The organism is Streptomyces sp. NPDC001732, assembly GCF_053596315.1.
The window spans coordinates 82,557-104,599 of record NZ_JBSFFY010000019.1 but is presented as its reverse complement, the minus strand read 5'-3'; the positions used below and the strand labels follow the sequence as shown (position 1 = coordinate 104,599).

The window sequence follows — 22,043 nt, the reverse complement described above, 5'->3', positions numbered from 1 at the left end:
GCGACTGAAGCGACTCAAGGCGTCTATATATGACGCACACGCGCACACGCGAATGTCCTCATATACCCGACACTTCAGTCGCTCCAGTCGCTATGCAGCTTGAAAACCTGCCCTGACCTGGGGTTTTACAAAAACCGTAGAAGCGACCGAGAAGTTCTTCGGTCGCTTTCTTTCAGTCGCTGCCCCGGAGAACCCCAGCGACCCAGCGACTGAGCCCCCGCCCGCGTACCGGCCTCCAGCGACTGAAGCGACCCCTCCCCCGAAGCCAGGCTTTCGCCGCCCGACCGGTTTCCGGAATTCCGGTTTCAGAGTCGCTTCAGTCGCTTCGGTCGCTTCAGTCGCTCCGGTGGGCGTCGAGCAGCCGCCATGCGGTGAGGGCGAGAGGGCCGGGGTCGGGTCCATGGGTTCGGTGAGTTCGATACCCAGATGCCCAGGGTCTTGGCGATCTGTTCGAGCCGACAGGCCACGCTGCTGTGGTGCAGGCGGAGGAGATCCGGCTCGCCGAGCGGGAAATCGTTGAGGCCCTGACCGGGAACTCCCGCACTGTGCTCATCAAGCACATCGACTTCAGCCTGCTGCGCGGCGACGGCCTGCCCGCCCCGGACGGCTTCGGCCAGGCGGGCATGATCGGACGAAGCCGGGCGGAACGACAGCAGCGGCCCTGCGACCGGGTGCTGTCGTGCCACCGGCACGGTCCCCCGTGTTCTTCAGGCGGATTCGAGGACCGGGCGGATCTCGACGGTCTCCGGGGTGGGGAGGCTCTTGGCCAGTTCGAGGGCTTCCGCGCGGTCGGCCACCTCGATGATGAACCAGCCTCCGAGGGTCTCCTCGCCGGCGTGCGCGGGCCCGTCGGTCACCGTCGACGTCCCGTCGGCCGCAGTGCGCACCGTCGCGGGCGCGATGCGCTCGGTCTCCAGGGCTTCGCCGCCGACCAGTTTCCCGGCCGTGGCGAGGCCGCCGATCCAACCCTCGTACTCCTTGCGGTACGCGGCCCGGTCGGCCTGGATCCGGCGGCGCGACTCATCCGTCTCGAAGATCACGAGTGCGTATTTCATGGAGGTCCCTCTCCGGCCGCCGTACGGGCGACTGCTGCTGATGGTGTGGGAGGGGGTGGTCTGGTCAGATGGTGCTGTCCGCTGGGGCGATGCGGGCGAGTGCGCCGATCTCCAGCGCGGTCCACAGGGTGCCGTCGGGGCCCGCCGCGATGCCGAACGGTCCACAGCCGGGCGTGGGCACGCCGAATTCGTCGATCACGCCGTCGGTGGTGATCCGCCCGATGCGGTCCGCCCGGTACTCGGTGAACCACAGCGCGCCGTCGGGACCGGCTGTGATGACGGTCGGCCCGCAGTCGGGGTCGAGCCGGTGGCTCGTCGGCTCCTCCCCGGGGACGAGGCGGCCGATCCGGCCACTGTGGACGAGGGTGAACCACAGGGCGCCGTCCGGTCCCGTGGTGAGGGCGTAGGGTCCGGCCGCGTGGTCGGCCACCGTGTGCTCTTCGATGGATATCTGGGTCACGTGGTTCAAAGGGACTTCCCCTGTCCGTGCTCGGTGGCGATGCGTTCGATGCCGGCGGGTGTCCCGGCCATGATGGTGCGGGCGTGTTCGGTGGCCAGGTCGGGGGGCCAGTCCCACCATGCGGCACGCTGCAGCCTCTCGATGTCGGTGGCGACGGCCAGCACTGCCCCACCGACACTGGTGATGGCCTCCACCATATCGGCGCAATCCGCCTCGTCCAGATCGATCACGCCGACCGCCAAGCCGTCGCCCGCCAGGCGCCTGGGCACGGCGGCGCCGATGCCGCCTGCCGCACCGGTGACAACTGCCGTTCGCTGCACATGAGTCATGTGTGTCATGGGAGGAAGTCCACGGCATCGGCGTTGCGTCGCCAATCGATGTAGCGTACGGCTTAATGGTCAGCTTTGTGCTCGGCGTCGAGGACCTCGCGGACACCCGCTTCGCCCTCTCACCCCTGCACGAAACCCTGTTCAGCCTGCGGGTGCTGCAGGAGAAGAACTCTCCGTCGTCCGCCAGGCGTCCTGCGCTCGGGTCCGCCACGACCTGCTGCTTGCGCACGCCCCCGACCCTGTTCCCGAAGCGCTCCGCGACGCCACCGCCGCCGAAGACGCACCTGTCGCCGGACTCCGTGACGCCACCTGCGATCTCCTGCGGCAGTGCTGGGAGGTGGCCATCGAGCCGGTGTGGCCGCAGATGCGACTGGTGCTGGAAGCCGACATGACCTACCGCGCCCACCGGCTCGCCCTGGGGGGCGCCCGACTGCTGTTCGCCGACATGCCCCCGAACCTGCGCTGGCAAGACGGAGAGCTGCACATCCGCAAGATGATCAGCACGCACCGGGTTGCGGCATCCGGCCGGGGCTGTTGCTCCTGCCGTCCGTGTTCGCACACAAGCCCGCTCCCCCGTCAGCCCGGACGAGCCGCCGAGCCTCGTCCATCCCAGCCGGGGAGCAGCCACGCTGTGGGGCTCGGAGATGCCGACCGTCGACACAACCGCCCTGGCGTCTCTGCTCGGTTCATCCCGAGCGAGACTGCTCAGCCTCCTGGAAGAGCCACTGCCCCCCGTAGAGCTCGCCCGCCGCCTCAGGGTCACCCCAAGCGCTGTCTCCCAACACCTGCGTGTCCTGCACTCCACAGGACTGGTCACCCGGGCACGTGACGGACGGCATGTGCTGTACCGGAGAAGCACGCTCGGCGACCGACTCACGACCACCGCTACCAGACCGCGAGCTCACGACAGCTGAGGTTCAGCACTCCGCCTCCGTCCTCCCCCGCCTGGCCGGGCGACTGTCCTCCCCACCAAGCCGTTGACCGGCCCCCACCCGTCCGCCGACCGCTTGAGTCGGCCTTCGTCCGACGACATGATCCGGTCAGCGGCTGCCGCTGGTTTCCGTTCGAGCACTCCCCGAGGGCCTGGCATGATCGGCGCCATGGAGCACTTCATACGTCCCAACGGTTCACCGCCCGTCAACGGCTACAGCCACGCGGTCGCCTTCACCGGAGCGATGGTCGCCGTCTCGGGTCAAGTCCCGGTGGACGGCGACGGCAATCCGGTCGGTAAAGAGGACGCCGAGGCCCAGGTCCGGCAGGTCTACGCGAACCTGACCACCGCACTGGAGGCGGCGGGATCCGGCCTGGAGCATGTAGTCAAACTGACGGTCTACCTGACCGATCTGGACGATCTGGACGCGTTTCGCAAAGTGCGAGACGAATACCAGGACGCAGAACACCCGCCCGCCTGCTCCTTGGTGCGGGTCGTCGGCCTGGTTCACCCGGACTTCCGGGTCGAGGTCGATGCATTGGCCGTGGTACCGAGCGCCGGATAACGGCTGGATCCGCTGAAGCAGGTCCCGGTGAAACCTCGAAAACGTCCCAGGCCCACAGTGGAATCGCACGGCTTCCCTGCGCCCGCCTACGCCTCCCCTGCGGGCTCGCCGTGCCGGACCGGCAAGGGCACGGTGGCGATTCAGTACCACGCCGCCCGCTTCCGCCTTGCGCCCCGACTCGCGAAGGCGCTCAGCGTGCCGACCCCCGCCGTGCGCAAGCCGGGGGCGATATGGACCGGGCTGCCCCGGCCGTGAGCGCCGGCGCCGAACCGGGCCGGGGGGCTCGGCAGGAGGCTTCGCGGCCCGGAACTGTCAGTCCTCGCTGTTACGGTCCGCGGATGACAAGAATCGTGCCCCGCACCGGTGGCGAGAAGGAAAGTCTGCACGCCAGCCTCGACCGGCACCGCGATGTGATCCTGTGGAAGCTCGACGGCCTGGACCACGACGCGCTGCGTCGCCCGATGACTCCGTCGGGGACCAACCTGCTCGGTCTGGTGAAGCACTTGGCGACCGTCGAGTACGGATGGTTCTGCACGACGTTCGGCCGTGAGACCGAACCGTTCTGGTTCGACCCCTACACCGAGGACATGACCGTGGGGGCGGACGAGAGCACCGAGGCCATTGTGGAGTTCTACGGCCGGGCCCGAGCCGCCGCGGACAGGGCGATCGACGAGCTCGACCTCGACGCCCTCGGTACGTCCTGGAACGGCAGAACCGTTTCTCTGCGCTGGGTGCTGATCCACATGATCGAGGACACCGTTCGGCACGCCGGTCACATGGACATCGTGCGGGAGCTCATCGACGGGGCGACCGGCGACCACCCGCGGAGCTGACACCCGATCCGCCCCGGCGGCAAGGCGGTCGGTGCCCACCGGTGACGCCAGCAGCACCAACGACACCAGCGGCACCGACCACGGTCAGGTTTCCTGCACTCCTGCCCTCTTGTGCTTCTGCACTCCCATGGTTCCGGTATTCCGGTTCCAGAGTCGCTTCGGTCGCTCCGCCACCGAGCCAAACCCCGTACGTCACATACGTCTCGCGTTCGGCGTTTCGGCCATTCGTCGGTGTCGTGCGACGGCCCCAGCACGGCGACCGCACGTTCGAGCCCTTGGAATTCAAGGGCTCCAGTGCGTCCGAAATCGAGCGCGTTCGATTCCCTCGCCGCGTCGTTGAGCCGTGCACCGCCGAACCATCCAGGTGCGGCATCGACCCCTTGGAGGGATGCGGGTGACCGTGACCGACACCTCGACCGAGAACGCGAAGCTCCCTCCCCCGCCGCCTCCCGCCACCATCACCTACGGGGGAAAACAGGGCAAGAACCCGCTGGCAGACGTGAGTTTCGGGGCCCTGTGCGGCCGGCTGCCCTCCGTGCTCGGGCAGACCGCCCGCATGGCCTGGGCCGTCGACAGGACCGGCGTCGTACTGCTTCTCGTCTGCCAGCTCCTCACCGGCGCGGCCGCCGCCGTCGTCCTCGCGTTCACCGCGCGGGCCATGACGCACGTCCTCGGCACCGGTACCGTGCCCGAACGTCTGCAGGCCGCGCTGCCCGCCCTGATCGTGGTGACGGCCGCCGCGGCCATCAGCCGGGCCAGCAGTGCCGTGACCGCGTACGCCGACGGGCGCATCGCGCCGCTGCTGCTGACCGAGGCGGATGTCGCGCTGGTCTCCGCCGTCTGCCGCGTCGAAGCCTCCGCGTACGGCGAGGACGGTTTCGCCGACCGTCAGGAGGCTGCCGAAGTCGGCGTCATCCGCACCCGGACGATGGTGCAGGACGCCCAGCGGTTCATGGCCGCGCTGATCCGCATGATCGCCGCGAGCGGAGTCGTCACGGCCCTGCACTGGACGATGCTTCCGCTGCTCCTGCTCGCCGTCGTGCCGGCCGGCATCGGGGCCGTGCTCTGCGCACGGGTCGACTACGAGATCCACTACGCCAACGTGGGCGACCGCAACGTCCGCGGCATGATGCGCTGGTGGGCCACCCACTCCCGGCACGGCGACGAGGTCCGCGCCAACGGGATGACCGGCTACCTCATCCACTGGTACCGCTCCCTGTCCGACCGCATCGACCGGCGGACCCTCACCGCCGCGCCCCGCATGCTCCGCATCGTCCTGACGACCAGCGCCCTGGGCGGCGTGTTCCTGCTGGGCACCTGGGCCACCCTGGCGTGGCTGGCCACCACCGGCCGTGTCGCCCTGCCGGTCGCCGCCACCGCGGTGATCGCCGTCCAGACGACGCTGGCCGCCCTCTCGCAGTTCGTCCTTCACGGCGCCGCCATGTTCCACACCTCGCTGTACCTCGCCGACATGCGCTCCTTCCTCGACCTGGCCGCCGAGCGCGCCCCGAAGCGCGGCGGGCTCGCCGTCCCCGAACGCATCGACGAGATCCGGCTCGACGAAGTGGTGTACCGGTACCCCGGCAAAGCCGAACCCGCCGTCGACGGTGTCTCGCTCACCCTGCGACGCGGTGAGATCCTGGCCGTCGTCGGCGAGAACGGCTCGGGCAAGTCCACCCTGGCCAGACTCCTCACCGGCATTCTGCTCGCCGACAAGGGGCGCGTCCTGTGGGACGGCATCGATCTCGCCGGGGCCGATCCCGAGTCCGTGTGGAAGCGCACCGCGCTCGTCCCGCAGAACTTCGCCTGCTGGCCCCTGCGCGCCAGGGAGAACATCACCCTCGGCCAGCCCAGGACGTTCGACGACGTGCCGGTGTGGAAGGCCGTCGACGCCGTCGGGATGCGCGACGCGGTCGAGAAACTGCCCCACCAGCTCGACACGCTCCTGGCACGCGAACTGTTCGGCGGGGTCGAGCTGTCCGGCGGCCAGTGGCAGCGGCTCGTCTGCGGCCGGGCGCTGTACCGGCAGACACCGTTGCTGATCCTCGACGAGCCGACCTCTCAGATGGACCCCCGCGGGGAGCACCGGATCTTCCTGGAGATCAGGCGCATCGCCGCCGAGCGCATGACCGTCGTCGTCACGCACCAGTTGGAGAACACGCGGCTGGCCGACCGAATCGTCGTCATGCGCGAGGGCCGTGTGATCGAGGAGGGCGGATACGAGGAACTGGCCGGTGCGGGAGGCCTGTTCGCGGAACTCCTCGCCCTGTCCAAGGACCGGTGATCCCCGAGGCCCGCCCCTCCCGGGCGAGTTCCGGGGGGCGGGCCCCGGCGGTCACGGCTGATCGGGACCGGCCTCCAGCGAGGCCGTTCGCGTCCGCAGCCATGACCTCAGCTCATGGACAGACGGACGGGTGCCGTCCGACATGCTCGCGTGCCGGACGGTCGCCTCGATGGGCAGCAGAGAGTTGAGAGAGGGAAGGGCCGCCCTCCGCATGTGTGAATTTTGCCCACGCCGCTTGTGAGAGCGAATCGTTTGTCCTGCTCTTTCGTCTGCATGACCATGATCAGGTCACAAACGAGGCCGGGGAGACCGGCAGAGCCGATCGACGGAGAGGTGGGGCATGGCATCCCACAATGGCGCCGGGCCGGACATCGTCGTCCTGGCGGACGACCTCACCAGTGCCGGGGACGGTGCCGCGCCGTTCCGTCGCACCGGCCACGAGGCGCGGATCCTGTTCTCCGTCCCGGAGGCGCCCCGGTCCGTCCCGGGCGTGAGGGCGATCGACCTCGGCAGTCGTCTGCTGGACGAGCAGGCCGCCGCCATGTGCACGGAGCGGGCCGCGCGCCTGTCCGCCGATGCCGCCCTGCTCCTCAAAACGGTGGACTCCACCCTGCGCGGCCATGTCGCCACGGAGGTCCGGGCCGCGTGGGCGGGGTCGGGGCGGCGGACCGTCGTCATCGCTCCGGCCTTCCCCGCGGAGGACCGGGTGACGGTGGACGCGGTCCAGTACGTACGGGGAGTGCGGGTCCACGAGAGCGACTTCGCCCGCGACCCGGTGCATCCGGTGCGGTGTTCGGACCTGACGGCGGTGTTCCCGGAAGCCGTCGCGATCGGTCCGGACCGGGCGGCCGAGCTGCCCGAACTGGTCGGCGACGGCGGCCTGATCGTCTGTTCCGCCACCTCGGACGCCGATCTCGACCGTCTGGTGGCGGCGGTGCCGCGCCTCGACGACGTGCTGTGGGTCGGATCACCGGGGCTGGCGGCGGCCCTGGCCCGCAGATGCACCCGCGTGCCCGCCGCCGGAGCCCCCCTTCCCGTATCTCCTGCATCCGCCGCCCCAGCCGTCCCCACCGTCCCTATACCCGTTGTCCCTGTACCTGTTGGCCCCGTCCCCGGAGCCACCGTCCCCGTACCCGCCCCGGCCCGTCGGCCGCTCGTCGTCGTCGGCAGTGCCAACCCGGCGACCCGGCGGCAGTTGGCCGCGCTCCACAACCGGGCGGACGTCCAAGGGGTCGCCGTCGGCGACGATCCGGCCGCGACGGCGGAGGCGCTGCGCGGCCTGACGGCCCCCGTCCTCACCCTGCGGACCCCCGATGAACGCCGTACGCCGACGACCGCGCGGGCCCTCGCCCGCTCACTGGCGGCGGTCGTACGCACCCTGACCGAGGAGCGCCTGGTCGACGCGCTGGTGGTCACCGGAGGAGAAACAGCCGTGACCGTGCTCCGGTCCCTCGGCATCACCGGCATCGACCTGCTCGACGAACCCGAGCCCGGCGTCGCCCGCGGCATCCCGCTCGGACACCCTCGCATACCCGTACTGATCAAGGCGGGCGGCTTCGGCGACGACGGCCTGCTCCTGCGTCTGTGCCACCTCGTCCGGCACTCCTTCGGCCAAGAAGGCCACGCATGACCCCGACAGCCGCCACCAGGGGCGATCCCTGCGGAATCGGCCCCGAGATCGCCCTCAGGACGTGCGCCGACCCGCGGCGCACCGTGCCCGACGAGGCCGATGTGCCCGGTGGGGGCAACGAGGCCGACGAGGTCAACGTACGGGAAATCCTGGGGCGCCCCGCGCGACCAACAGCGGGTGTCCCGGCGCCCTCAGCTGCGACGGTGCCTGGCCGCCATCGCGTGAAAGACCTTCTTCGGTCCCCAGCGGGTCCCGTCGAGCATGCGGACCACGCCGTAGGAGCCGAGATCTGCGTCGCCGGGCCGGCTGTAACCGGCGAAGGTGAACCAGAGCGCGGTGTCCACACCCTCCTCCTCGAAGACGTCCAGCATTTCGGTGAGGTGGCGGACCTGCTCGTCCTCGTCCCGCACCGCGTCGTCCGGGACCTGCCAGGCCGCGCCGCCGCGTTCGCCCGCGCCCCGGTAGGCGCAGGTTCCGTACTCGGTCACTGCGACGGGCTTGCCGTGGGCGAGGTGTCCTTGCAGTTCGGACCGGAAGGTGTCGGCGTTGCGGGTGGAGCGGTAGGCGTCGATGCCGACGAGGTCGAACGGGCTCCAGTCGACGAACTCCCATGGGGCCGAGGCATATGTGACGCGCCCGCCGAAGTGGGCGCGCACCGTACCGGCGGCTCGGGCGAGGAAGTCGTTGAGACGTTCCTGCACCGGGCCGAGGCCGCGCCACCACTCCATGTCGGCCTCGGCCATGGCCCGCAGGCGGTCGCCGTAGGTGTCCCCCGGGATGAAGCCACCGCAGAACGCGCTCATCTCGCAGCCCGCGACGAACACCACTTCGGCACCGCCCAGCCGTACGGCTTCGGCCCGGCGGGCGCAGTCGGCGAAGAACGGCAGCAGCCGGTCGGCGGGAAGGTCGACGGGAAACGGTGCGAACCACACCTCCAGACCGGCGTCCGCCGCGCAGCGGGCGGCTATGTCGAGCCGTTCGGGCTCGCGGCCGGATACGCGTACGGCATCGCAGTGCAGCTCGCCGGATATCACCGCCATGTCGTGCCGGACCGTTTCGGGGTCGAAGGTCTTGCGGGAGAGGTCGTGGCCCGGGAGGAACCCGGTGTCGTAGTTGATGCCTCGTGCGCGCATGTCACTGCTCCTTCGGATGGAGGTTTCGGACGGCGTACGCCCCCTCGGCGAACGACCACAATGCCGCAACGGCGATCCGCAGCCTCGGTCTCCGGCCGGGTACGGCTGCGTGACCCCGCGCCACTCGTCGGTGGTGTCGACTGCCGGGTGGTCGCCTGCTGGTCGGTCGAGACCCGCTCGTGGACCAGGTTCGCCCCCGAGGGCCTCTTCCGCACGGAGGATCGGCCCCTGTCTGTCGTCAAACGATGGCGAAGCTCAAGCAGCCGTCGCATCACCGTTGTTCAGGAGGTCGGTGCAGACCTCTGCCGGGGTGTGGTGGTCAGCGGTAGGCGGCGAGGAAGACGCGGGTGCCGGCGACGGCGTAGCGGTCGAGGTCGGCCTCGGTGTGCTGGGCACTGCCGGTGAACATGGCCTGGTTGACCGGGATCCACAGCAGCAGGCCGGAGAAGTGGTTCGCGGCCAGGAGCGCGTCGTCGATGCGAAGCAGTCCCTGGTCGGTCAGGCGCTGGAAGGTCGCCGCCAGCGTGGCGAGCCCTCGTTCGAAGCCCCGCTCGTACCACTCGCTGCCCAGGTCGGGGAAGACGTCGGCGTTGGCGATGATCAGGCGCCGCAGCTGGATCACTCGGGGGTCGGTGAGAGCAGTCAGAAACTGACGGGCGAGTCGGGTCAGGTTCTCTTCCAGGTCGGCGTCGTCGGTCGGGAGGTCGGCCAGCAGGTCGATCGTGGTGTCGAGCCGGTCGGTGGTGGCCAGGACGATGTCGGCAAAGAGCTTCTCCTTGTCGGAGAAGTGCTTGTAGACGGTCTGTTTGGACACCGCGGCCAGCCTTGCGATGTCGTCCATACTCGTTCCCGAGTACCCCTTGTCCAGGAAAGCGCTGGTCGCGGCCTCCCGGATCGCCTCGTGCTTGCGCGCTGAACGGCTGTCCATCATCGATTCCTTCTCCATCCGGCTCATCCTCCTGCAGAAGGGTACTGGACTGACCAGTACTCGTTTGAGTACTGTACGGTCCAGTTCCGAAGGTGTGGGGCTTCCGGCCCTGCGTACCGTGCAGAAATTTGGAGTGGTTCCTCATGGACAAGGTGTTCTCCGCCGACGGCACGGCCATCGCCTACGAGCAGCAGGGCTCAGGCCCTGCCGTCGTGCTCGTCGGCGGCGCTTTCATGACGCGCGGCGATTCCGCCGAACTCGCCGGTCTGCTGGCGGAGCACTGCACCGTGATCACGTACGACCGCCGGGGCCGCGGCGACAGCGGGGACAGCCCGGGGTACGAAGTGCAGCGCGAGGTCGAGGACCTGGATGCGCTGATCGGGCGCGTAGGCGGCGAGGCGATGGTCTTCGGCATGTCCTCCGGTGCCGTACTGGCGCTGGAGGCCGTGGCCCGGGGCAGCGCCGTCTCCCGGCTGGCCGTGTACGAACCGCCTTTCATCACCGACGACAGCCGCCCGCCGCTGCCCGCCGACTACGTCGCCCACCTGACGGAACTCGTGAAGCAGGGGGCGTACGGCGATGCCGTGGCCTACTTCATGACCGCGGCCGTGGGCATGCCCGCCGAGGCCGTCGCCGCAATGCGTCAGGCCCCTTTCTGGGCCGGCATGGAGGCCGCCGCCCGCACTCTGCCCTACGACGGCCAGGTCATGGGCGACACCATGTCCGGCCGACCGCTGCCCGCCGACCGCTGGCAGTCCGTAACCGTGCCCGTTCTCATCGGCAGCGGGGACGCGGGCGCACCGCAGATGTTGGCCGGGGCGCGGGAACTTGCCGCACTGGCAGACAACTTCACCCTGCACGTCTTTCCCGGCCAGGAGCACAACATCGCCCCGGAGCTCCTCGCCCCCGTCCTGACCGGCTTCTTCATGTCCGGGGAGCAGGCGTGAGCAAGGCCCTTCGCCAGTTTGGGCATGCCCCTGGACGGCTTCATCGACGCCCCCGGTTCCCGTCCCGACAACCCGCTCGGTGACGGCGGAATGCGCATCCACGAATGAGTCTTCGGCGTCGAGAGCCAGCGGGCCCGCCAGAGCATCGACGGCGGACAGCCCAACCAGGACGACGCGACGGTGAGCGGGGAAGACCGTGTCTTCCCCGCACCAGGCCGTGCCTTCCCTCTCCTGTTCGGAGTCTGCTCGGGAGTACTCAAGACTGCTCGGGACTGCTCAGGACTGCGCGCGCCTGGGCAGCCGCCAGCCAGGGCGTACGAAGTGGCAGGTGTAGCCGTCCGGGTAGCGCTGAAGGTAGTCCTGGTGCTCGGGCTCGGCTTCCCAGAAGGGGCCGGCCGGGACGACCTCGGTCACCACGGTGCCCGGCCACAGCCCGGACGCCTCGACATCGGCGATGGTCTCCTCCGCCACACGCTTCTGCTCGTCGTCGAGGTAGAAGATGGCGGATCGGTAGCTGAGCCCCATGTCGTTGCCCTGCCGGTTCTTCGTGGTGGGGTCGTGGATCTGGAAGAAGTACTCCAGAACGGTCCGGTAGTCGGTCCGGGCCGGATCGAAGGTGATCTCGATCGATTCGGCGTGGCTGCCGTGGTTGCGGTACGTCGGATTCTCCACGTCACCGCCGCTGTACCCCACCCGGGTGGTCAGGACGCCGGGGAACGTCCGGATCAGCTCCTGCATCCCCCAGAAGCAGCCGCCCGCCAGCAGCGCCCTTTCCTCGGTCCTGCTCATCGCACATCACCCTTCATCGTTGTTCCCCCAGACTCGCACGGGTGATCCGCGCAGGAAAGCCACCCCCGTCCGCATCACCCTTTCAAGCAGTGACGCAGTGCGGGCCCGGCTGAGAACCGAGGTTGGCCGACCAACACCCTTGGGTTTGGGCGAGCAGGCCGACAAGGGCGGCCGTGATCAGGCGCGGGACGCGCCGGCCGGGTTGTGGCGCCGGTAGTACCGAGCAACGCGGGTCCGGTTGCCGCAGCGGGCGGGGGAACACCACCGGCGGCGGGGATGCGACGGCAGGAAGACCATCACGCAGTCACCCGCCTCGCATTCCTTGAGCCTGCCGATCGCGGGGTCGGTGAGCAGCTGGGCCGCGGCCTCGGCCAGCGCGGCGGCCAGTCGGACCCCGAGCGGGCCGAACCGGCGGGTGGTGGCCGTGACAGTGGTGCGATCCCAGCCGAGTTTGCGTACGGGCGGCGCCGCGCGCTGGGCCTCGGTGAGCCCGCGCAGGGCGGATTCGGGGGGCGCGGTTGCGTTCAACAGCGCCCGGACAGCGGCTTCGGTGTGCTCTCGGACCATGTGGACGGGAAGGAGATCCTCCCGGATCGGTGCCGCGGCCATGACGTCTTCCTGAAGGCGGTCCGCCTCCAACGCCAGCCACCGGGACAACTGCCGAGGAGTGCCGAGCAGATCCACCCGGCCGTCGGCGCTCAGCGGACGAGTGTTGATCAGATCCAGGGCCAGGGCCTCACCGGTCAGCGGCTCACTGTCAGACATGGACTAATGCCAACTCAAGCGATTGATGCATTAGCAGAGCTCGGGCTAGAACTAATGTGTCTTCATGCCAAGGAGGCATGTGACATGACGTCCGCGAGCACGTTTCGCATCCCTGTTCCGGGCCGGGCTGCCCACCGGTTCGTCGAGGTCGACGGAGTCGAGGTCTTCTACCGGAGTCCCTGCCCGAACGTGCCGACGCTCCTGCAGTGCTGCTCCTGCACGGATTCCCCTCCGCCTCGCACCAGTTCCGCCGCCTCATCGACACCCTGGGCAGCCACTATCGGCTGATCGCCCCCCGACTACCCGGGCTTCGGACACACCCGGACCCCGGACGGATTCACCTACTCGTTCGAGCGGCTCGCCGATGTCGTCGAGGGCTTCACCGAACGCCTCGGACTGACCCGATTCGCGATGTACCTCTTCGACTTCGGTGCCCCCTAGGCTTCCGCCTGGCGCTGCGGCACCCGGAGCGGATCACGGCCCTGATCGTGCAGAACGGCAACGCGTACACCGAGGGACTATCGGATGCGGCCCGCGAATTCACCGCGCTCACCCCCGAGACCCCCGGCGCCGAACAGGCCGTCCTCGACCTGTTCACCCTGGATGCCACCCGTGCACAGTACGAGGGCGGTACTGCAGATCGCCCCCGAGGGCTGGCTGCTTGATCAGCACTTCCTCGACCTGCCCGGCCGCAAGCAGGCGCAGCGCGCCCTCGCCTACGACTACAAGAGCAACATCGCCGCCTATCCCACCTGGCAGACGTGGCTGCGCAAGCAGCAGCCACCGACGCTGATCACCTGGGGCACCCGCGACCCGTTCTTCCCCGCACCCGGTGCACGCGCGTATCTGCGTGACCTGCCCGATGCCGAACTCCATCTGTTCGAGACCGGCCACTTCGCCCTGGAAGACCACCTGTCGCAGATCGCCCCGCTGATCGCCGACTTCCTCGACCGCACCCGGGTCTGACAGTCTCAGCCGCCCTCCCGCCGTCCCCCACGAAACATCTGTGCCAGATACCACGGTCAGATGCCATCTGTCTCGACCAGACACAAGACCACCGAACCAAGTCCCTGCCGGGCCAACAACCGATCGGATAGGTCCGCTACAGATCGTCCTCACAGAAAAAAGCCCGGTGCTCTCGATTGCCCTTTCTCCGGAGAATCGTTCTGAGCGAAGAATCGAACTGTTCGAACGAGGTATGAAAAACGTCCTACGGGGCCTACCTCATCGACATGACGTGTACGAGGTACGCCCCGCAGGACGTTCCGAGCCGGCCGAGCCGGTGGGATGCTTCCTTCCCTTACGATGCCGTTCGTTTGCGCCGGTGGGTGTTGAGGATGTCCAGCATCCGGTCGAACTCGGTCTCGCCCATCTTGTGGATCAAATGCCGGGCGATGAAAGCCCCGTCGTCATATGGCAACGGTCGGGACGCGGATGCCGTCGCCTCGCCTGGGCCCGCTTCGGTGGCGGACGCGCTGTCGGAGCGGGGCTCCGGTACAGACTCTCCCCTCTCCGGGGTGGTTGCGGGCGCCGGTACCGGAGCCGGGGCCGGGGCCGAGAACGACGTCGAGGTCGATGCCGGTACCGCCGCCGCTACCGATGCCGGTACCGGGTCCGGGTCCGGTACCGGGGCTGCGGCTTCGGGAGCTTCCTCCGAGGTCAGAACCGGGGCCGGAGCGGGAGCCGGAACTGTGGCGGCGGCCGCCGCTCGTTCCTCCTCCTTGCGGGCCCGTTCCGCCTTCAGCTCCTCAAGCGCGGCTTCCTGGCGGTCGTGCGGCTGCTTGGCGACGGTACGCAGCAGCTCGACGGGCTCTTCACCGACGGCGGCCTGGAGTTCGGGAGTCAGATTGAGCAGGGCGAGTCGCTGGGACACCCAACCCTGCGACTTGCGGAGGCGTTTGGCGAGTTTGACCTGCGAGCCATGGATGGCCAGCAGTCGTTGCAGGGCCCGCGCCTCGTCCAGCGGGTCCAGGTCGTTGCGGTGGACGTTCGCGACGAGCGCGGACTCCAGGATGGCGTCGCCGTCACTCCCCTGCTCGTCGTCGACCATCACGTTCAGATGAGTGAGACCGGCTTCGCGGGCAGCGGCTAGACGGCTGCTGCCGTCCACCACGACATGGGTCGTGTCAGGATCCAGATCGCGCTCGCGCTCAGGGTTGGCCCTGATGTAGGCATCGCGGTTCATGACCGTGATGGCCTGCTTCTGGCCGTGCTCCGCGAGGCTGCCCGCAAGTTCGGTCAGGTCCCCGAGCGTGGTGCGCGGGTTGTCGGGGTTGGGGTTGATCCGTGTGACCGGCAGCCGGGTCGGCGGGGCGACCCGCTCGGTCGGTACACCGGTGGCGGCACCGATGGCGGCACGGCGCGCGCTGACCGGCCGGGCACCGCCTCCGAATCGTCCGGCTCCGAGCTGATCGGCCTTGCTCATGAGATCTCCCGGGTGAGCGCACGCATGCCTACGGCCTGCTGGGAAGTCGGCGCGTAACTCAGCAACGGCTGCTTCATCCGCACGGCTTCCTTCTGTTCCTTGAGGTCGTTGATGAGGCCGACGACCCGCGGATCCTTTATGTCGATCCAGCCCTGGAGCGACGAGGTCGCGATGTAGCCGCGGCGCCCGTCGTACAGGTTGACGACGATGCCCAAGTAGTCGATGTCGAGACCGAGGTCACCCCGAAGGTCCTCGATCTGATTGGTGAGCAGGTCGTAGGCGTCGGCGGAACTGTCCTCGGCCTGAACGACGATGAGGGCCCCGGACTGGCCGGGACGCTCACTGTCGCGCCGTCGCCCGTAGTACGCGGCGGCATCCATGCTGAGGCCGAGGCTGGGCGGGCAGTCCACGATTATTACGTCGTAATCGGCTTCCAGGGGCAGCAAGGCGCGCTCAAGAGCTGCCTCACGGGCCCGCACCGCCGACAGCCGCACGTCGAGGAGGAAGGCGTCGTGGCAGGCGGGCAGAAGATGCAGTCGGCCGCCGAAATGCTCCTCGTCGACGGAAACGATCAGATCCCGCAGATCGCCCTTCGGGTCGCCAGCCATGTGGTTGGTGAGGCTGTCACCGTTCATGGCCAGGGGAGCGGCCCCCAGCTGGTTGGTGAGGTGGCACTGGGGGTCGAAGTCCACCAGGAGGACACGGAGTCCGAGGCCGGGAAGCTTCTCGATGTCGAGCAGGTCGGCACCGGTTGCCCCCGCCGTGCCACCCCCCGCCTCGCCGGCGCGCAGAGCGGTGGCCAGGGCCTTGGCGACACGGACGGGATACAGGGTGTTGGAGTCCTCGGCCAGGGCCTCCCCCACACCTGCCGTGATGGCCGTCTTGCCGACGCCGCCCTTCTGGTTGCACACCACGATGCGACGGGTGATGTCGGGCCGCTTCACATCGGGAGCCGGGTTGGTGTCGAGCCAGAGCTGAACGGACTGGGCGAGCCCCTGAATGAGGGAAGCTCGACGGTCCTCCGCGACGCCCCTGAACTCCTCCCACTGCGCCGGAGGAAGGAAGGTGGAGAAGGACTCGGCTCCCGCGGTATCGACCGCGGTTGTCGCCGACGCGAGCCCGAGCCAGGCAGCGATTCCCTGCTCGACCGCGGTCTGGATCTCGATCCCGAGCTGCGCGGTTCTGACCTTGAGGTTCTGCCGGAGCCATCCCGGCAGCTTGGAAACGACTTTCACTCGGTCGCTCGAGGTGGATGGCATACTCATGGCGCTACCTTACTAACGCCCTAGATCATTTGCTGCACCGACACGTTAGTTTGCACGACTTGTTGGGGCGTCAGGCCCCGCTCCCCCCTATTACGGCGTAATAGCCCGACGGGGCCCCTCCTCTATTACGCCGTAATAGCCCGGCAGGGGTCCGGCCCGCTCAACCGAGCCGCTCCCCCGCCGAACCGACCCATCCGGGCTTCCCGCCTCGGCGAAGCCGACCGCGCGACTTGGTGCCGCTGGGTGTGCTCAGTGGCTGTGTCGGTCGCGGTGCTTCTGGAGGCAGACCTATTACGGCGTAATAGCCCGACGGGGCCCCTCCTCTATTACGCCGTAATAGCCCGGCAGGGGTCCGGCCCGCTCAACCGAGCCGCTCCCCCGCCGAACCGACCCATCCGGGCTTCCCGCCTCGGCGAAGCCGACCGCGCGACTTGGTGCCGCTGGGTGTGCTCAGTGGCTGTGTCGGTCGCGGTGCTTCTGGAGGCAGACCTATTACGGCGTAATAGGCAGGCGGCACCTATTACGCCGTAATAGGTGCACGGCAGAGGACCCAGGGCCCTGCCATGGCCGACCCTTCCCCTTCTCCCCCACCCGCCACTCAATGAACGACCCGGTGTCCCGTCACCTTCAACGCCCCATCACGGGGGAACCGAGTCCGTCGGTCTGCTCCTGACCCAGAAACTCCGCAGCGGCGGACAGCGCGAGGCGTGCCCCGTCGGTGAGCGAGACGGGGCGTGCCGTTCGCTGCTCCACCTTGCTCAGGGCCCGTACGGCTGCCTGGAGGTAGCGGTGGAGGCTCACCATCTGGAGCGGCGTATGGCAGTTGGGCAGCACCATCTCGATTTCCTCAAGCCAGTAGTCCACGTCCTCGTCCGGCACCAGCCCGTCCCGCTGGTTCAGCAGCCGGTCGGCGACGGGCACCAGCAGTTGGTGCCGTTTCTGCGCCGCCTCCTGAGCGCGACGTTCCGCAGCCTGTTCCAGGATCAGTCGTCGTTCGGCTTTCAGAACGGCCTCTGGAGTACGACGCACCTGGCGGGCCTGAGGAGTTTCATCGGTGAGCTCGATGGCCTTCAGTCGCTTCGCCTTGTTGTAGGCGGCGCTCGGTGCCACCACTGCCAGAGCCGGGGCGAGCTGCGCCCACTGCGCTCCCGCGTTCCGCGCGTCCTCGATGGCTCGTGACTGATGGATCTCCGCCTGCTCCCGGAGGAACTCCCACAGCTGCACCCGCTTCAGTGCCGCGGCCTGCTGGACGTCGAGCGGCTGAGTCTGTAGAGCATGCGCCTGTTTCTCCGCGTAGAGCAGCGCACCGAAAACTTCCTCATCGGCCGGCATGCGTTCCACCGAGGGATCTTCCGCTTCCTCGTGCATCCGGCGGAGCTCACCGACGACGGCCGAGGCATTCAGGACCCCGACCCGGACAGGCGCTTTGACCAGGGGCTTTGTGGGCTGTGCCGAGCTTCTTGTGCGCTTCGCCATGTGAGGATTCTGCCTTGCCGGAGATCGATTCACAGAATGTGAATCGTTTTCTGAACTGGATGCCCCGAATCGCCGGGACGGACGGAGAGTCTCTCAACCGCGTTGGCCTGTACAGGGGGCGACCCTTGGGGGAGCGAGGGAACCGGGGAACGGGGAGTGGGGGAGTGGGGTCGATGAACCGTCGATGGCTCGGCCCGAGCGCGGTGAGGTGGCGCGTCACGGTCCGCCGGCTGATCGCGATGCCGTCGGCCTGGAGCTCGGACGCGATCCTGGATGCGGACCACTGAGGTCTGACGCAGCTGTTCGATCCGTGAGACCACATGGCACGTTCTTGTGCATGGAGCCGATGCTAGGCGGATCTACGGTGCTTTGGAGACTGGCTGGGTCGCGGGCATCAGGCTGCCTGCACTCTCACGCGTCGACGACGACGATCGACTGCGCGGTCATCGTCGAGACCAGGACCCCTCCGAGCAACGGGCCGACAGCCATGCCCAGTCCTCCGGCGACGGCCCATCGGCCCATTGGCCCACCAGACGGTGTGGTGCGGGTTCAACGGTTGCGGTCGCCGTGGCCGGCACCAGTGCGCTCGCAGACACAGTGCGCCTGGACCTGGTCCGTCAGCGGCGGCAGCATCTCGACCAGCACCTCGGGACCGGGGTCTCCGATGCGCTCGCGTAGTCCGCCTGACCGGGGGAGGGCTGGAGCGAGCCGGACTGCTGGAGGCGACCGCCGCGCTGTACAGCGGACTGGGTAGGGGAGGGGGAGCAGGCGGACGTACGGGCGATCGCGCCGTCGTTCTCCCCATGCAACAGCCCCAAGAGCCGAGAGCGCATGAGGCGTGTAGCTCGTTGCTCGGGCGTCTTTACGGCCCCGACCTATTACGCCGTAATAGGTCTCGCTCCGGGGCCCGCCATCTCGCCACGGCCGGAGAGTCAAGCCGTGGGCGGGGCCCTAGGATGCGTTCGTGGCGCGGTTTGATGAGGTCAAGGCAACATTCTGGGGTGAGGGCCGGTACGGAGTTCAGCCCCCGTTGACCGACGTGGTCGTTCAGGACGCCGAGCGTCGGCTCGGGATCCGTCTACCGACTTCGTTGCTGGAGATCCTGCGGGTCCAGAACGGCGGTGTGGTGGCGGAGCTGTGGAACGCATTCCCGACCAATGTGCCGACGTCGTGGAGCGAGAATCATGTTCCGCTCGACAACCTGATGGGCATCGGCCGTCACGACGGCCAGTTGTCCTTGCTGGACACGGCCTACTTGGTCGAGGAGTGGGGTCTTCCGTCTCCTCTGGTTCTGCTGTCCGGTGATGGTCACTGGTGGATCGCTCTCGACTACCGGGCATGCGGGAAGCACGGGGAGCCGTCCGTGACGTGGTTCGACGCGGACGACAGCACAGAGCTCCCGCTGGCCGCAGACTTCAAGGCGTTCGTCGAGCATCTGACTGCGTCCGCGTCGCTCGCTTCCGATGACGCGGACGGCGGTCGGTGGGGGTCGTCTCCCGCGGGGATCAGCAGCTAGGGACTGTCTCTTTGACTTCGCGTTGCTCGGACCACGTGCGAGGGTGGTGGCCATGCCGCAGCCTGGTCACCGCCTCCGATCACTCAGATTCACCTTCGGCCTTGCTCCGACGCGCTTCGCTGCATGCCGGGAGACAGCTGTCCCAGCTCTGGAGCACGCCTTGGCGGAGAGCGAGACACTGTGTGGCATCCCTGGGCGTCAGGTGACGGTCTATCGGCATCTGTTCGTCGCGAAGAGGTCCGGGACCTGCTTCGGACTGCCGGGTGAAGGCGGTCGATGCTTACTCTCGGGCCTGAGTCAGACATTCCGTAGTCGCGCCCAGATCAGGATGGCTGCAAAGTGGAGTGCGCCTTCGTAGGCGATAGCGAGCTTGCCTGTTCGCATGGCCAGGCCGCGCCACTGCTTGAGACGGTTGATGCACCGCTCGACAGCATTGCGCTGTTTGTATGCCTCCGCGTCGAAGCTGGGTGGACGACCGCCGGCCCGGCCTCGCCGGAGACGGTGTCCAATCTGGTCAGAAGGCTGCGGGATGACCGCCTGGATGCCTCGACGGCGAAGATGCCGGCGGATCGCCCGGGACGAGTAGGCCCGGTCTGCAAGGACGACCTCGGGTCGGGTTCGTGGCCTGCCCAGACCGGTGCGCGGCACTCTGATGCGGGCCATGACCGTCTCGAAGGCGGGCGCGTCGCCGGCTTGGCCCGCAGTGACGTGCATGGCCAAGGGCCGCGCCTGGCCGTCACTGACGACATGGACTTTCGTGCTCAGGCCGCCTCGGGAGTGTCCGAGAGCGTGATCAGCGGGTTCAGCCTGGTCGAGTGCCCCCTTTCGGGCCCGGCCGCGTGCTGGTGAGCCCGGCAGACAGTGGAGTCCACCGAGACTGCCCATCCCACCTCGTCAGCAGCGTCCGCCTGGGAGAGCACGGCAGCGAAGATCCGTTGCCAGGTGTCGTCGGTGGCCCACCTGATCAGGCGTTTGTGAGCGGTCTGGAACGCACCGAGTTCCTTAGGCAGCTCCCGCCAGGGCGAGCAGGTGCGGTACTTCCATGCGAGGGCCTCCAGGGTTCGGCGGTGATCGGCCCACCGCCGTCCCCGGACCGGATCGGCCGGCATCAACGGCTCGATCCGGTCCCACATCGCATCAGTGATCACTAATCGGACAGACACATCCGATCAACTGACCGCCCCATCAAAGAGACACGCTCTAGTGCCGCATCAAGCAACGTTCGCCCTGTCGACGGCTTCACGTAGCCGTTCGTCCGCGGCGTGCGTGTTCCGCCAGATGATGCAGCGGCGGATCATGCTGCCCTCTTCCTTGTGGATGGCGTGATCCGTGCCGTCGAGTGCGAAGTAGCGCAAGGCGGTGAACTGGGCCTCGATGCGGTTCAGCCAGGAGCTGTTGGTCGGCGTGTAGGCGAATTCGACATTGTTCACCGCGGCCCAGTCACCGACCCGGGTGTCCTTCTTCGTGGACAGGCGCGGGGAGAAGTTGTCGAGCATGTTTGCGATCCGGATCTCGGGCGGGTGGAGGCTGCGCAGGTAGTGGCAGAACTCCAGGAACCTGGACCGGTTCTTCTTCGGCTTGATGTGGCCGTAGAGCCTGTCCCGGGCCGGGTTATAGGCGGCGAAGAGGTGGCGGACCCCGTGCGGCGAGTGCAGGTCGCCCGCACGGGGCGGGGTTCCTGGTCGGGGGGTGCTTCTCGCCGCGCTCGGTCCACTGCCGGCCGGGGTGGGGCTGGAGGTTGAGCGGCCCAAACCCGTCCAGGCACAAGACGACTTCAGACCCGCCCTCCTCGGATGTGACCTCGCCGTCAGTGATCGCGTAGAGGTTCTCGACCCTGACCTTCTTGGCAGCATGGTCGGGGTCGCGGGAGGTCTTCCAGGTTTTTATGCGTTGAAGTTGTGGATCACAGCCTGGCGGCACCGCGCCGCCCGGGACCCGCATCCGGACGGCGCGTCATGTCACCACGGGGCAAAGGCTCTCTGATACGGCACGAGTTGATACTTCTGTCGCCAACGGCCGGCGCGTGCACCCCGTCGTGACAGGGCAACGCTGTCTGATCGGCGCTATACGCCGGTGGCGCCATCGATGCGTTCCCGGAGCAGGTCGGCGTGACCGTTGTGGCGGGCGTACTCCTCGATCATGTGGACGTAGATCCAGCGGAGACTGACGTCCTGCTCCATGAAGCGACCAGTGTCGGCCAGGGCACGGTCGGCACAGTGCTCGCGGGCGCGGGCGATTTCCGCGTGCCAGGTGGCGAGAGCGTCGTGCAGAGTGGCGCCCTCGGCCAGCTCGAAGCCGCCGTCGGGGCCATGCGGGTCAGCCTGCGGGTCGTAGATGGACGGAACCTGTTCCCCAGCGAACACTCGGCGGAACCAGTTCCGCTCCACCTCCGCCATGTGCTGGACGAGGCCGGTCAAAGTGAAGTCGGACGGTGGCACGGACGCGACGGCGGCCTGCTCATCGTCCAGGCCCTCGCACTTCATGGCGAGTGTTGTGCGGTGAAAGTCGAGCCAGCTTTCGAGCGTGGTGCGCTCGTCGGCGTCCAGGGGCGGCATAGGGCGTTTGACAGTGCTCATCGGTCGATTATCGCCAGCGGTCGAAAACGTTGGCAGGAGGGGCAGAAGCTGCAGCAGATCGTGCGTCGGCGCAGCACAGCACTGTGCGCTTCCGTCGCGCGATGATGCTGCTGGCCTTGGCGGGCGGGAACAACAT

22 protein-coding genes and 2 pseudogenes are annotated in these 22,043 nt (G+C 68.2%); 10 read left to right on the top strand and 14 right to left on the bottom strand.

Annotated features, from left to right (window positions below; translation table 11 throughout):
- Window positions 1-305: 305 nt before the first annotated feature.
- From ACWCXX_RS20245 to ACWCXX_RS20230, 4 genes and pseudogenes are all read right to left on the bottom strand, one after another.
- Window positions 306-686, bottom strand: a complete 381-nt coding sequence (locus ACWCXX_RS20245; protein WP_451129064.1) for a hypothetical protein — start codon at window positions 684-686, stop codon at window positions 306-308.
- A 21-nt stretch (window positions 687-707) separates the two neighbouring features.
- Window positions 708-1,055 (bottom strand): YciI family protein, encoded by a 348-nt coding sequence (locus ACWCXX_RS20240; RefSeq protein ID WP_451129062.1) that lies wholly within the window; start codon window positions 1,053-1,055, stop codon window positions 708-710.
- 64 nt (window positions 1,056-1,119) lie between these two features.
- Complete coding sequence (locus ACWCXX_RS20235) at window positions 1,120-1,515, bottom strand: Vgb family protein (protein ID WP_451129060.1); 396 nt, start codon at window positions 1,513-1,515, stop codon at window positions 1,120-1,122.
- Window positions 1,516-1,655: 140 nt separating this feature from the next.
- Window positions 1,656-1,844 (bottom strand): annotated as a pseudogene (locus ACWCXX_RS20230) (SDR family NAD(P)-dependent oxidoreductase); the annotation flags it as partial.
- A 644-nt stretch (window positions 1,845-2,488) separates the two neighbouring features.
- Between ACWCXX_RS20230 and ACWCXX_RS20225 the strand changes: the two are divergent.
- The 6 genes from ACWCXX_RS20225 to ACWCXX_RS20200 all read left to right on the top strand — a co-directional run bounded on the left by ACWCXX_RS20225 (window position 2,489) and on the right by ACWCXX_RS20200 (window position 8,087).
- Complete coding sequence (locus ACWCXX_RS20225; RefSeq protein ID WP_451129058.1) at window positions 2,489-2,758, top strand: ArsR/SmtB family transcription factor; 270 nt, start codon at window positions 2,489-2,491, stop codon at window positions 2,756-2,758.
- 174 nt (window positions 2,759-2,932) lie between these two features.
- Entirely contained in the window at window positions 2,933-3,340 is a 408-nt protein-coding gene (locus tag ACWCXX_RS20220; RefSeq protein ID WP_451129056.1) for a RidA family protein, read from the top strand.
- A 27-nt stretch (window positions 3,341-3,367) separates the two neighbouring features.
- A complete protein-coding gene (locus ACWCXX_RS20215) occupies window positions 3,368-3,595 on the top strand; it encodes a zinc finger domain-containing protein (RefSeq protein WP_451129054.1) in 228 nt (75 codons plus the stop codon).
- Between the two features lie 83 nt (window positions 3,596-3,678).
- Complete coding sequence (locus ACWCXX_RS20210; RefSeq protein WP_451129052.1) at window positions 3,679-4,173, top strand: DinB family protein; 495 nt, start codon at window positions 3,679-3,681, stop codon at window positions 4,171-4,173.
- Window positions 4,174-4,561: 388 nt separating this feature from the next.
- Window positions 4,562-6,457, top strand: coding sequence for an ATP-binding cassette domain-containing protein (locus tag ACWCXX_RS20205; RefSeq protein ID WP_451129050.1), 1,896 nt, complete (start codon window positions 4,562-4,564; stop codon window positions 6,455-6,457).
- 340 nt (window positions 6,458-6,797) lie between these two features.
- On the top strand, window positions 6,798-8,087 hold the full coding sequence (locus tag ACWCXX_RS20200; protein ID WP_451129048.1) for a four-carbon acid sugar kinase family protein: 1,290 nt from the start codon (window positions 6,798-6,800) through the stop codon (window positions 8,085-8,087).
- Window positions 8,088-8,278: 191 nt separating this feature from the next.
- Here ACWCXX_RS20200 and ACWCXX_RS20195 read toward each other — a convergent pair whose 3' ends face one another.
- Both ACWCXX_RS20195 and ACWCXX_RS20190 read right to left on the bottom strand, forming a co-directional pair.
- Window positions 8,279-9,220 carry a hypothetical protein gene (locus ACWCXX_RS20195; RefSeq protein WP_451129046.1) on the bottom strand — a complete coding sequence of 314 codons (942 nt, stop codon included), beginning with the start codon at window positions 9,218-9,220 and terminating at the stop codon, window positions 8,279-8,281.
- A gap of 319 nt (window positions 9,221-9,539) precedes the next feature.
- Window positions 9,540-10,166 (bottom strand): TetR/AcrR family transcriptional regulator, encoded by a 627-nt coding sequence (locus ACWCXX_RS20190; RefSeq protein WP_451129044.1) that lies wholly within the window; start codon window positions 10,164-10,166, stop codon window positions 9,540-9,542.
- 110 nt (window positions 10,167-10,276) lie between these two features.
- On the opposite strand from ACWCXX_RS20190, the gene ACWCXX_RS20185 reads away from it, so the two are divergent.
- On the top strand, window positions 10,277-11,095 hold the full coding sequence (locus ACWCXX_RS20185; protein ID WP_451129042.1) for an alpha/beta fold hydrolase: 819 nt from the start codon (window positions 10,277-10,279) through the stop codon (window positions 11,093-11,095).
- Window positions 11,096-11,371: 276 nt separating this feature from the next.
- On the opposite strand, the gene msrA is transcribed toward ACWCXX_RS20185, so the two are convergent.
- Window positions 11,372-11,884 carry a peptide-methionine (S)-S-oxide reductase MsrA gene (msrA, locus tag ACWCXX_RS20180; protein WP_451129040.1) on the bottom strand — a complete coding sequence of 171 codons (513 nt, stop codon included), beginning with the start codon at window positions 11,882-11,884 and terminating at the stop codon, window positions 11,372-11,374.
- A gap of 177 nt (window positions 11,885-12,061) precedes the next feature.
- Complete coding sequence (locus ACWCXX_RS20175) at window positions 12,062-12,649, bottom strand: CGNR zinc finger domain-containing protein (RefSeq protein WP_451129038.1); 588 nt, start codon at window positions 12,647-12,649, stop codon at window positions 12,062-12,064.
- 488 nt (window positions 12,650-13,137) lie between these two features.
- Between ACWCXX_RS20175 and ACWCXX_RS20170 the strand changes: the two genes are divergently transcribed.
- Window positions 13,138-13,314 carry a hypothetical protein gene (locus ACWCXX_RS20170; RefSeq protein ID WP_451129036.1) on the top strand — a complete coding sequence of 59 codons (177 nt, stop codon included), beginning with the start codon at window positions 13,138-13,140 and terminating at the stop codon, window positions 13,312-13,314.
- The gene (locus ACWCXX_RS20165) at window positions 13,262-13,615 is read left to right on the top strand and encodes an alpha/beta fold hydrolase (RefSeq protein WP_451129034.1); all 354 of its coding nucleotides are present in this window, start codon (window positions 13,262-13,264) and stop codon (window positions 13,613-13,615) included. Before ACWCXX_RS20170 ends, ACWCXX_RS20165 begins: the two co-directional genes overlap by 53 nt.
- Window positions 13,616-13,949: 334 nt before the next feature.
- On the opposite strand, the gene ACWCXX_RS20160 is transcribed toward ACWCXX_RS20165, so the two are convergent.
- The 3 genes from ACWCXX_RS20160 to ACWCXX_RS20150 all read right to left on the bottom strand — a co-directional run bounded on the left by ACWCXX_RS20160 (window position 13,950) and on the right by ACWCXX_RS20150 (window position 17,815).
- Window positions 13,950-15,074, bottom strand: coding sequence for a ParB/RepB/Spo0J family partition protein (locus ACWCXX_RS20160; protein ID WP_451129032.1), 1,125 nt, complete (start codon window positions 15,072-15,074; stop codon window positions 13,950-13,952).
- Window positions 15,071-16,339, bottom strand: a complete 1,269-nt coding sequence (locus ACWCXX_RS20155) for a ParA family protein (protein ID WP_451129030.1) — start codon at window positions 16,337-16,339, stop codon at window positions 15,071-15,073. Before ACWCXX_RS20155 ends, ACWCXX_RS20160 begins: the two co-directional genes overlap by 4 nt.
- A 627-nt stretch (window positions 16,340-16,966) precedes the next feature.
- A complete protein-coding gene (locus tag ACWCXX_RS20150) occupies window positions 16,967-17,815 on the bottom strand; it encodes a hypothetical protein (protein ID WP_451129028.1) in 849 nt (282 codons plus the stop codon).
- Between the two features lie 1,039 nt (window positions 17,816-18,854).
- Here ACWCXX_RS20150 and ACWCXX_RS20145 point away from each other — a divergent pair.
- Complete coding sequence (locus tag ACWCXX_RS20145; RefSeq protein WP_451129122.1) at window positions 18,855-19,331, top strand: SMI1/KNR4 family protein; 477 nt, start codon at window positions 18,855-18,857, stop codon at window positions 19,329-19,331.
- A 297-nt stretch (window positions 19,332-19,628) separates the two neighbouring features.
- On the opposite strand, the gene ACWCXX_RS20140 is transcribed toward ACWCXX_RS20145, so the two are convergent.
- From ACWCXX_RS20140 to ACWCXX_RS20130, 3 genes and pseudogenes are all read right to left on the bottom strand, one after another.
- A protein-coding gene (locus ACWCXX_RS20140) for an IS5 family transposase (RefSeq protein WP_451129026.1) occupies window positions 19,629-20,494 on the bottom strand; the annotation gives its coding sequence in 2 pieces (ribosomal slippage) (window positions 19,629-20,161 and window positions 20,161-20,494; 867 coding nt in all).
- 48 nt (window positions 20,495-20,542) lie between these two features.
- Window positions 20,543-21,224: pseudogene (locus ACWCXX_RS20135) on the bottom strand (transposase); the annotation flags it as partial.
- 170 nt (window positions 21,225-21,394) lie between these two features.
- Complete coding sequence (locus tag ACWCXX_RS20130) at window positions 21,395-21,907, bottom strand: DinB family protein (protein WP_451129024.1); 513 nt, start codon at window positions 21,905-21,907, stop codon at window positions 21,395-21,397.
- Between the last annotated feature and the right edge of the window lie 136 nt (window positions 21,908-22,043).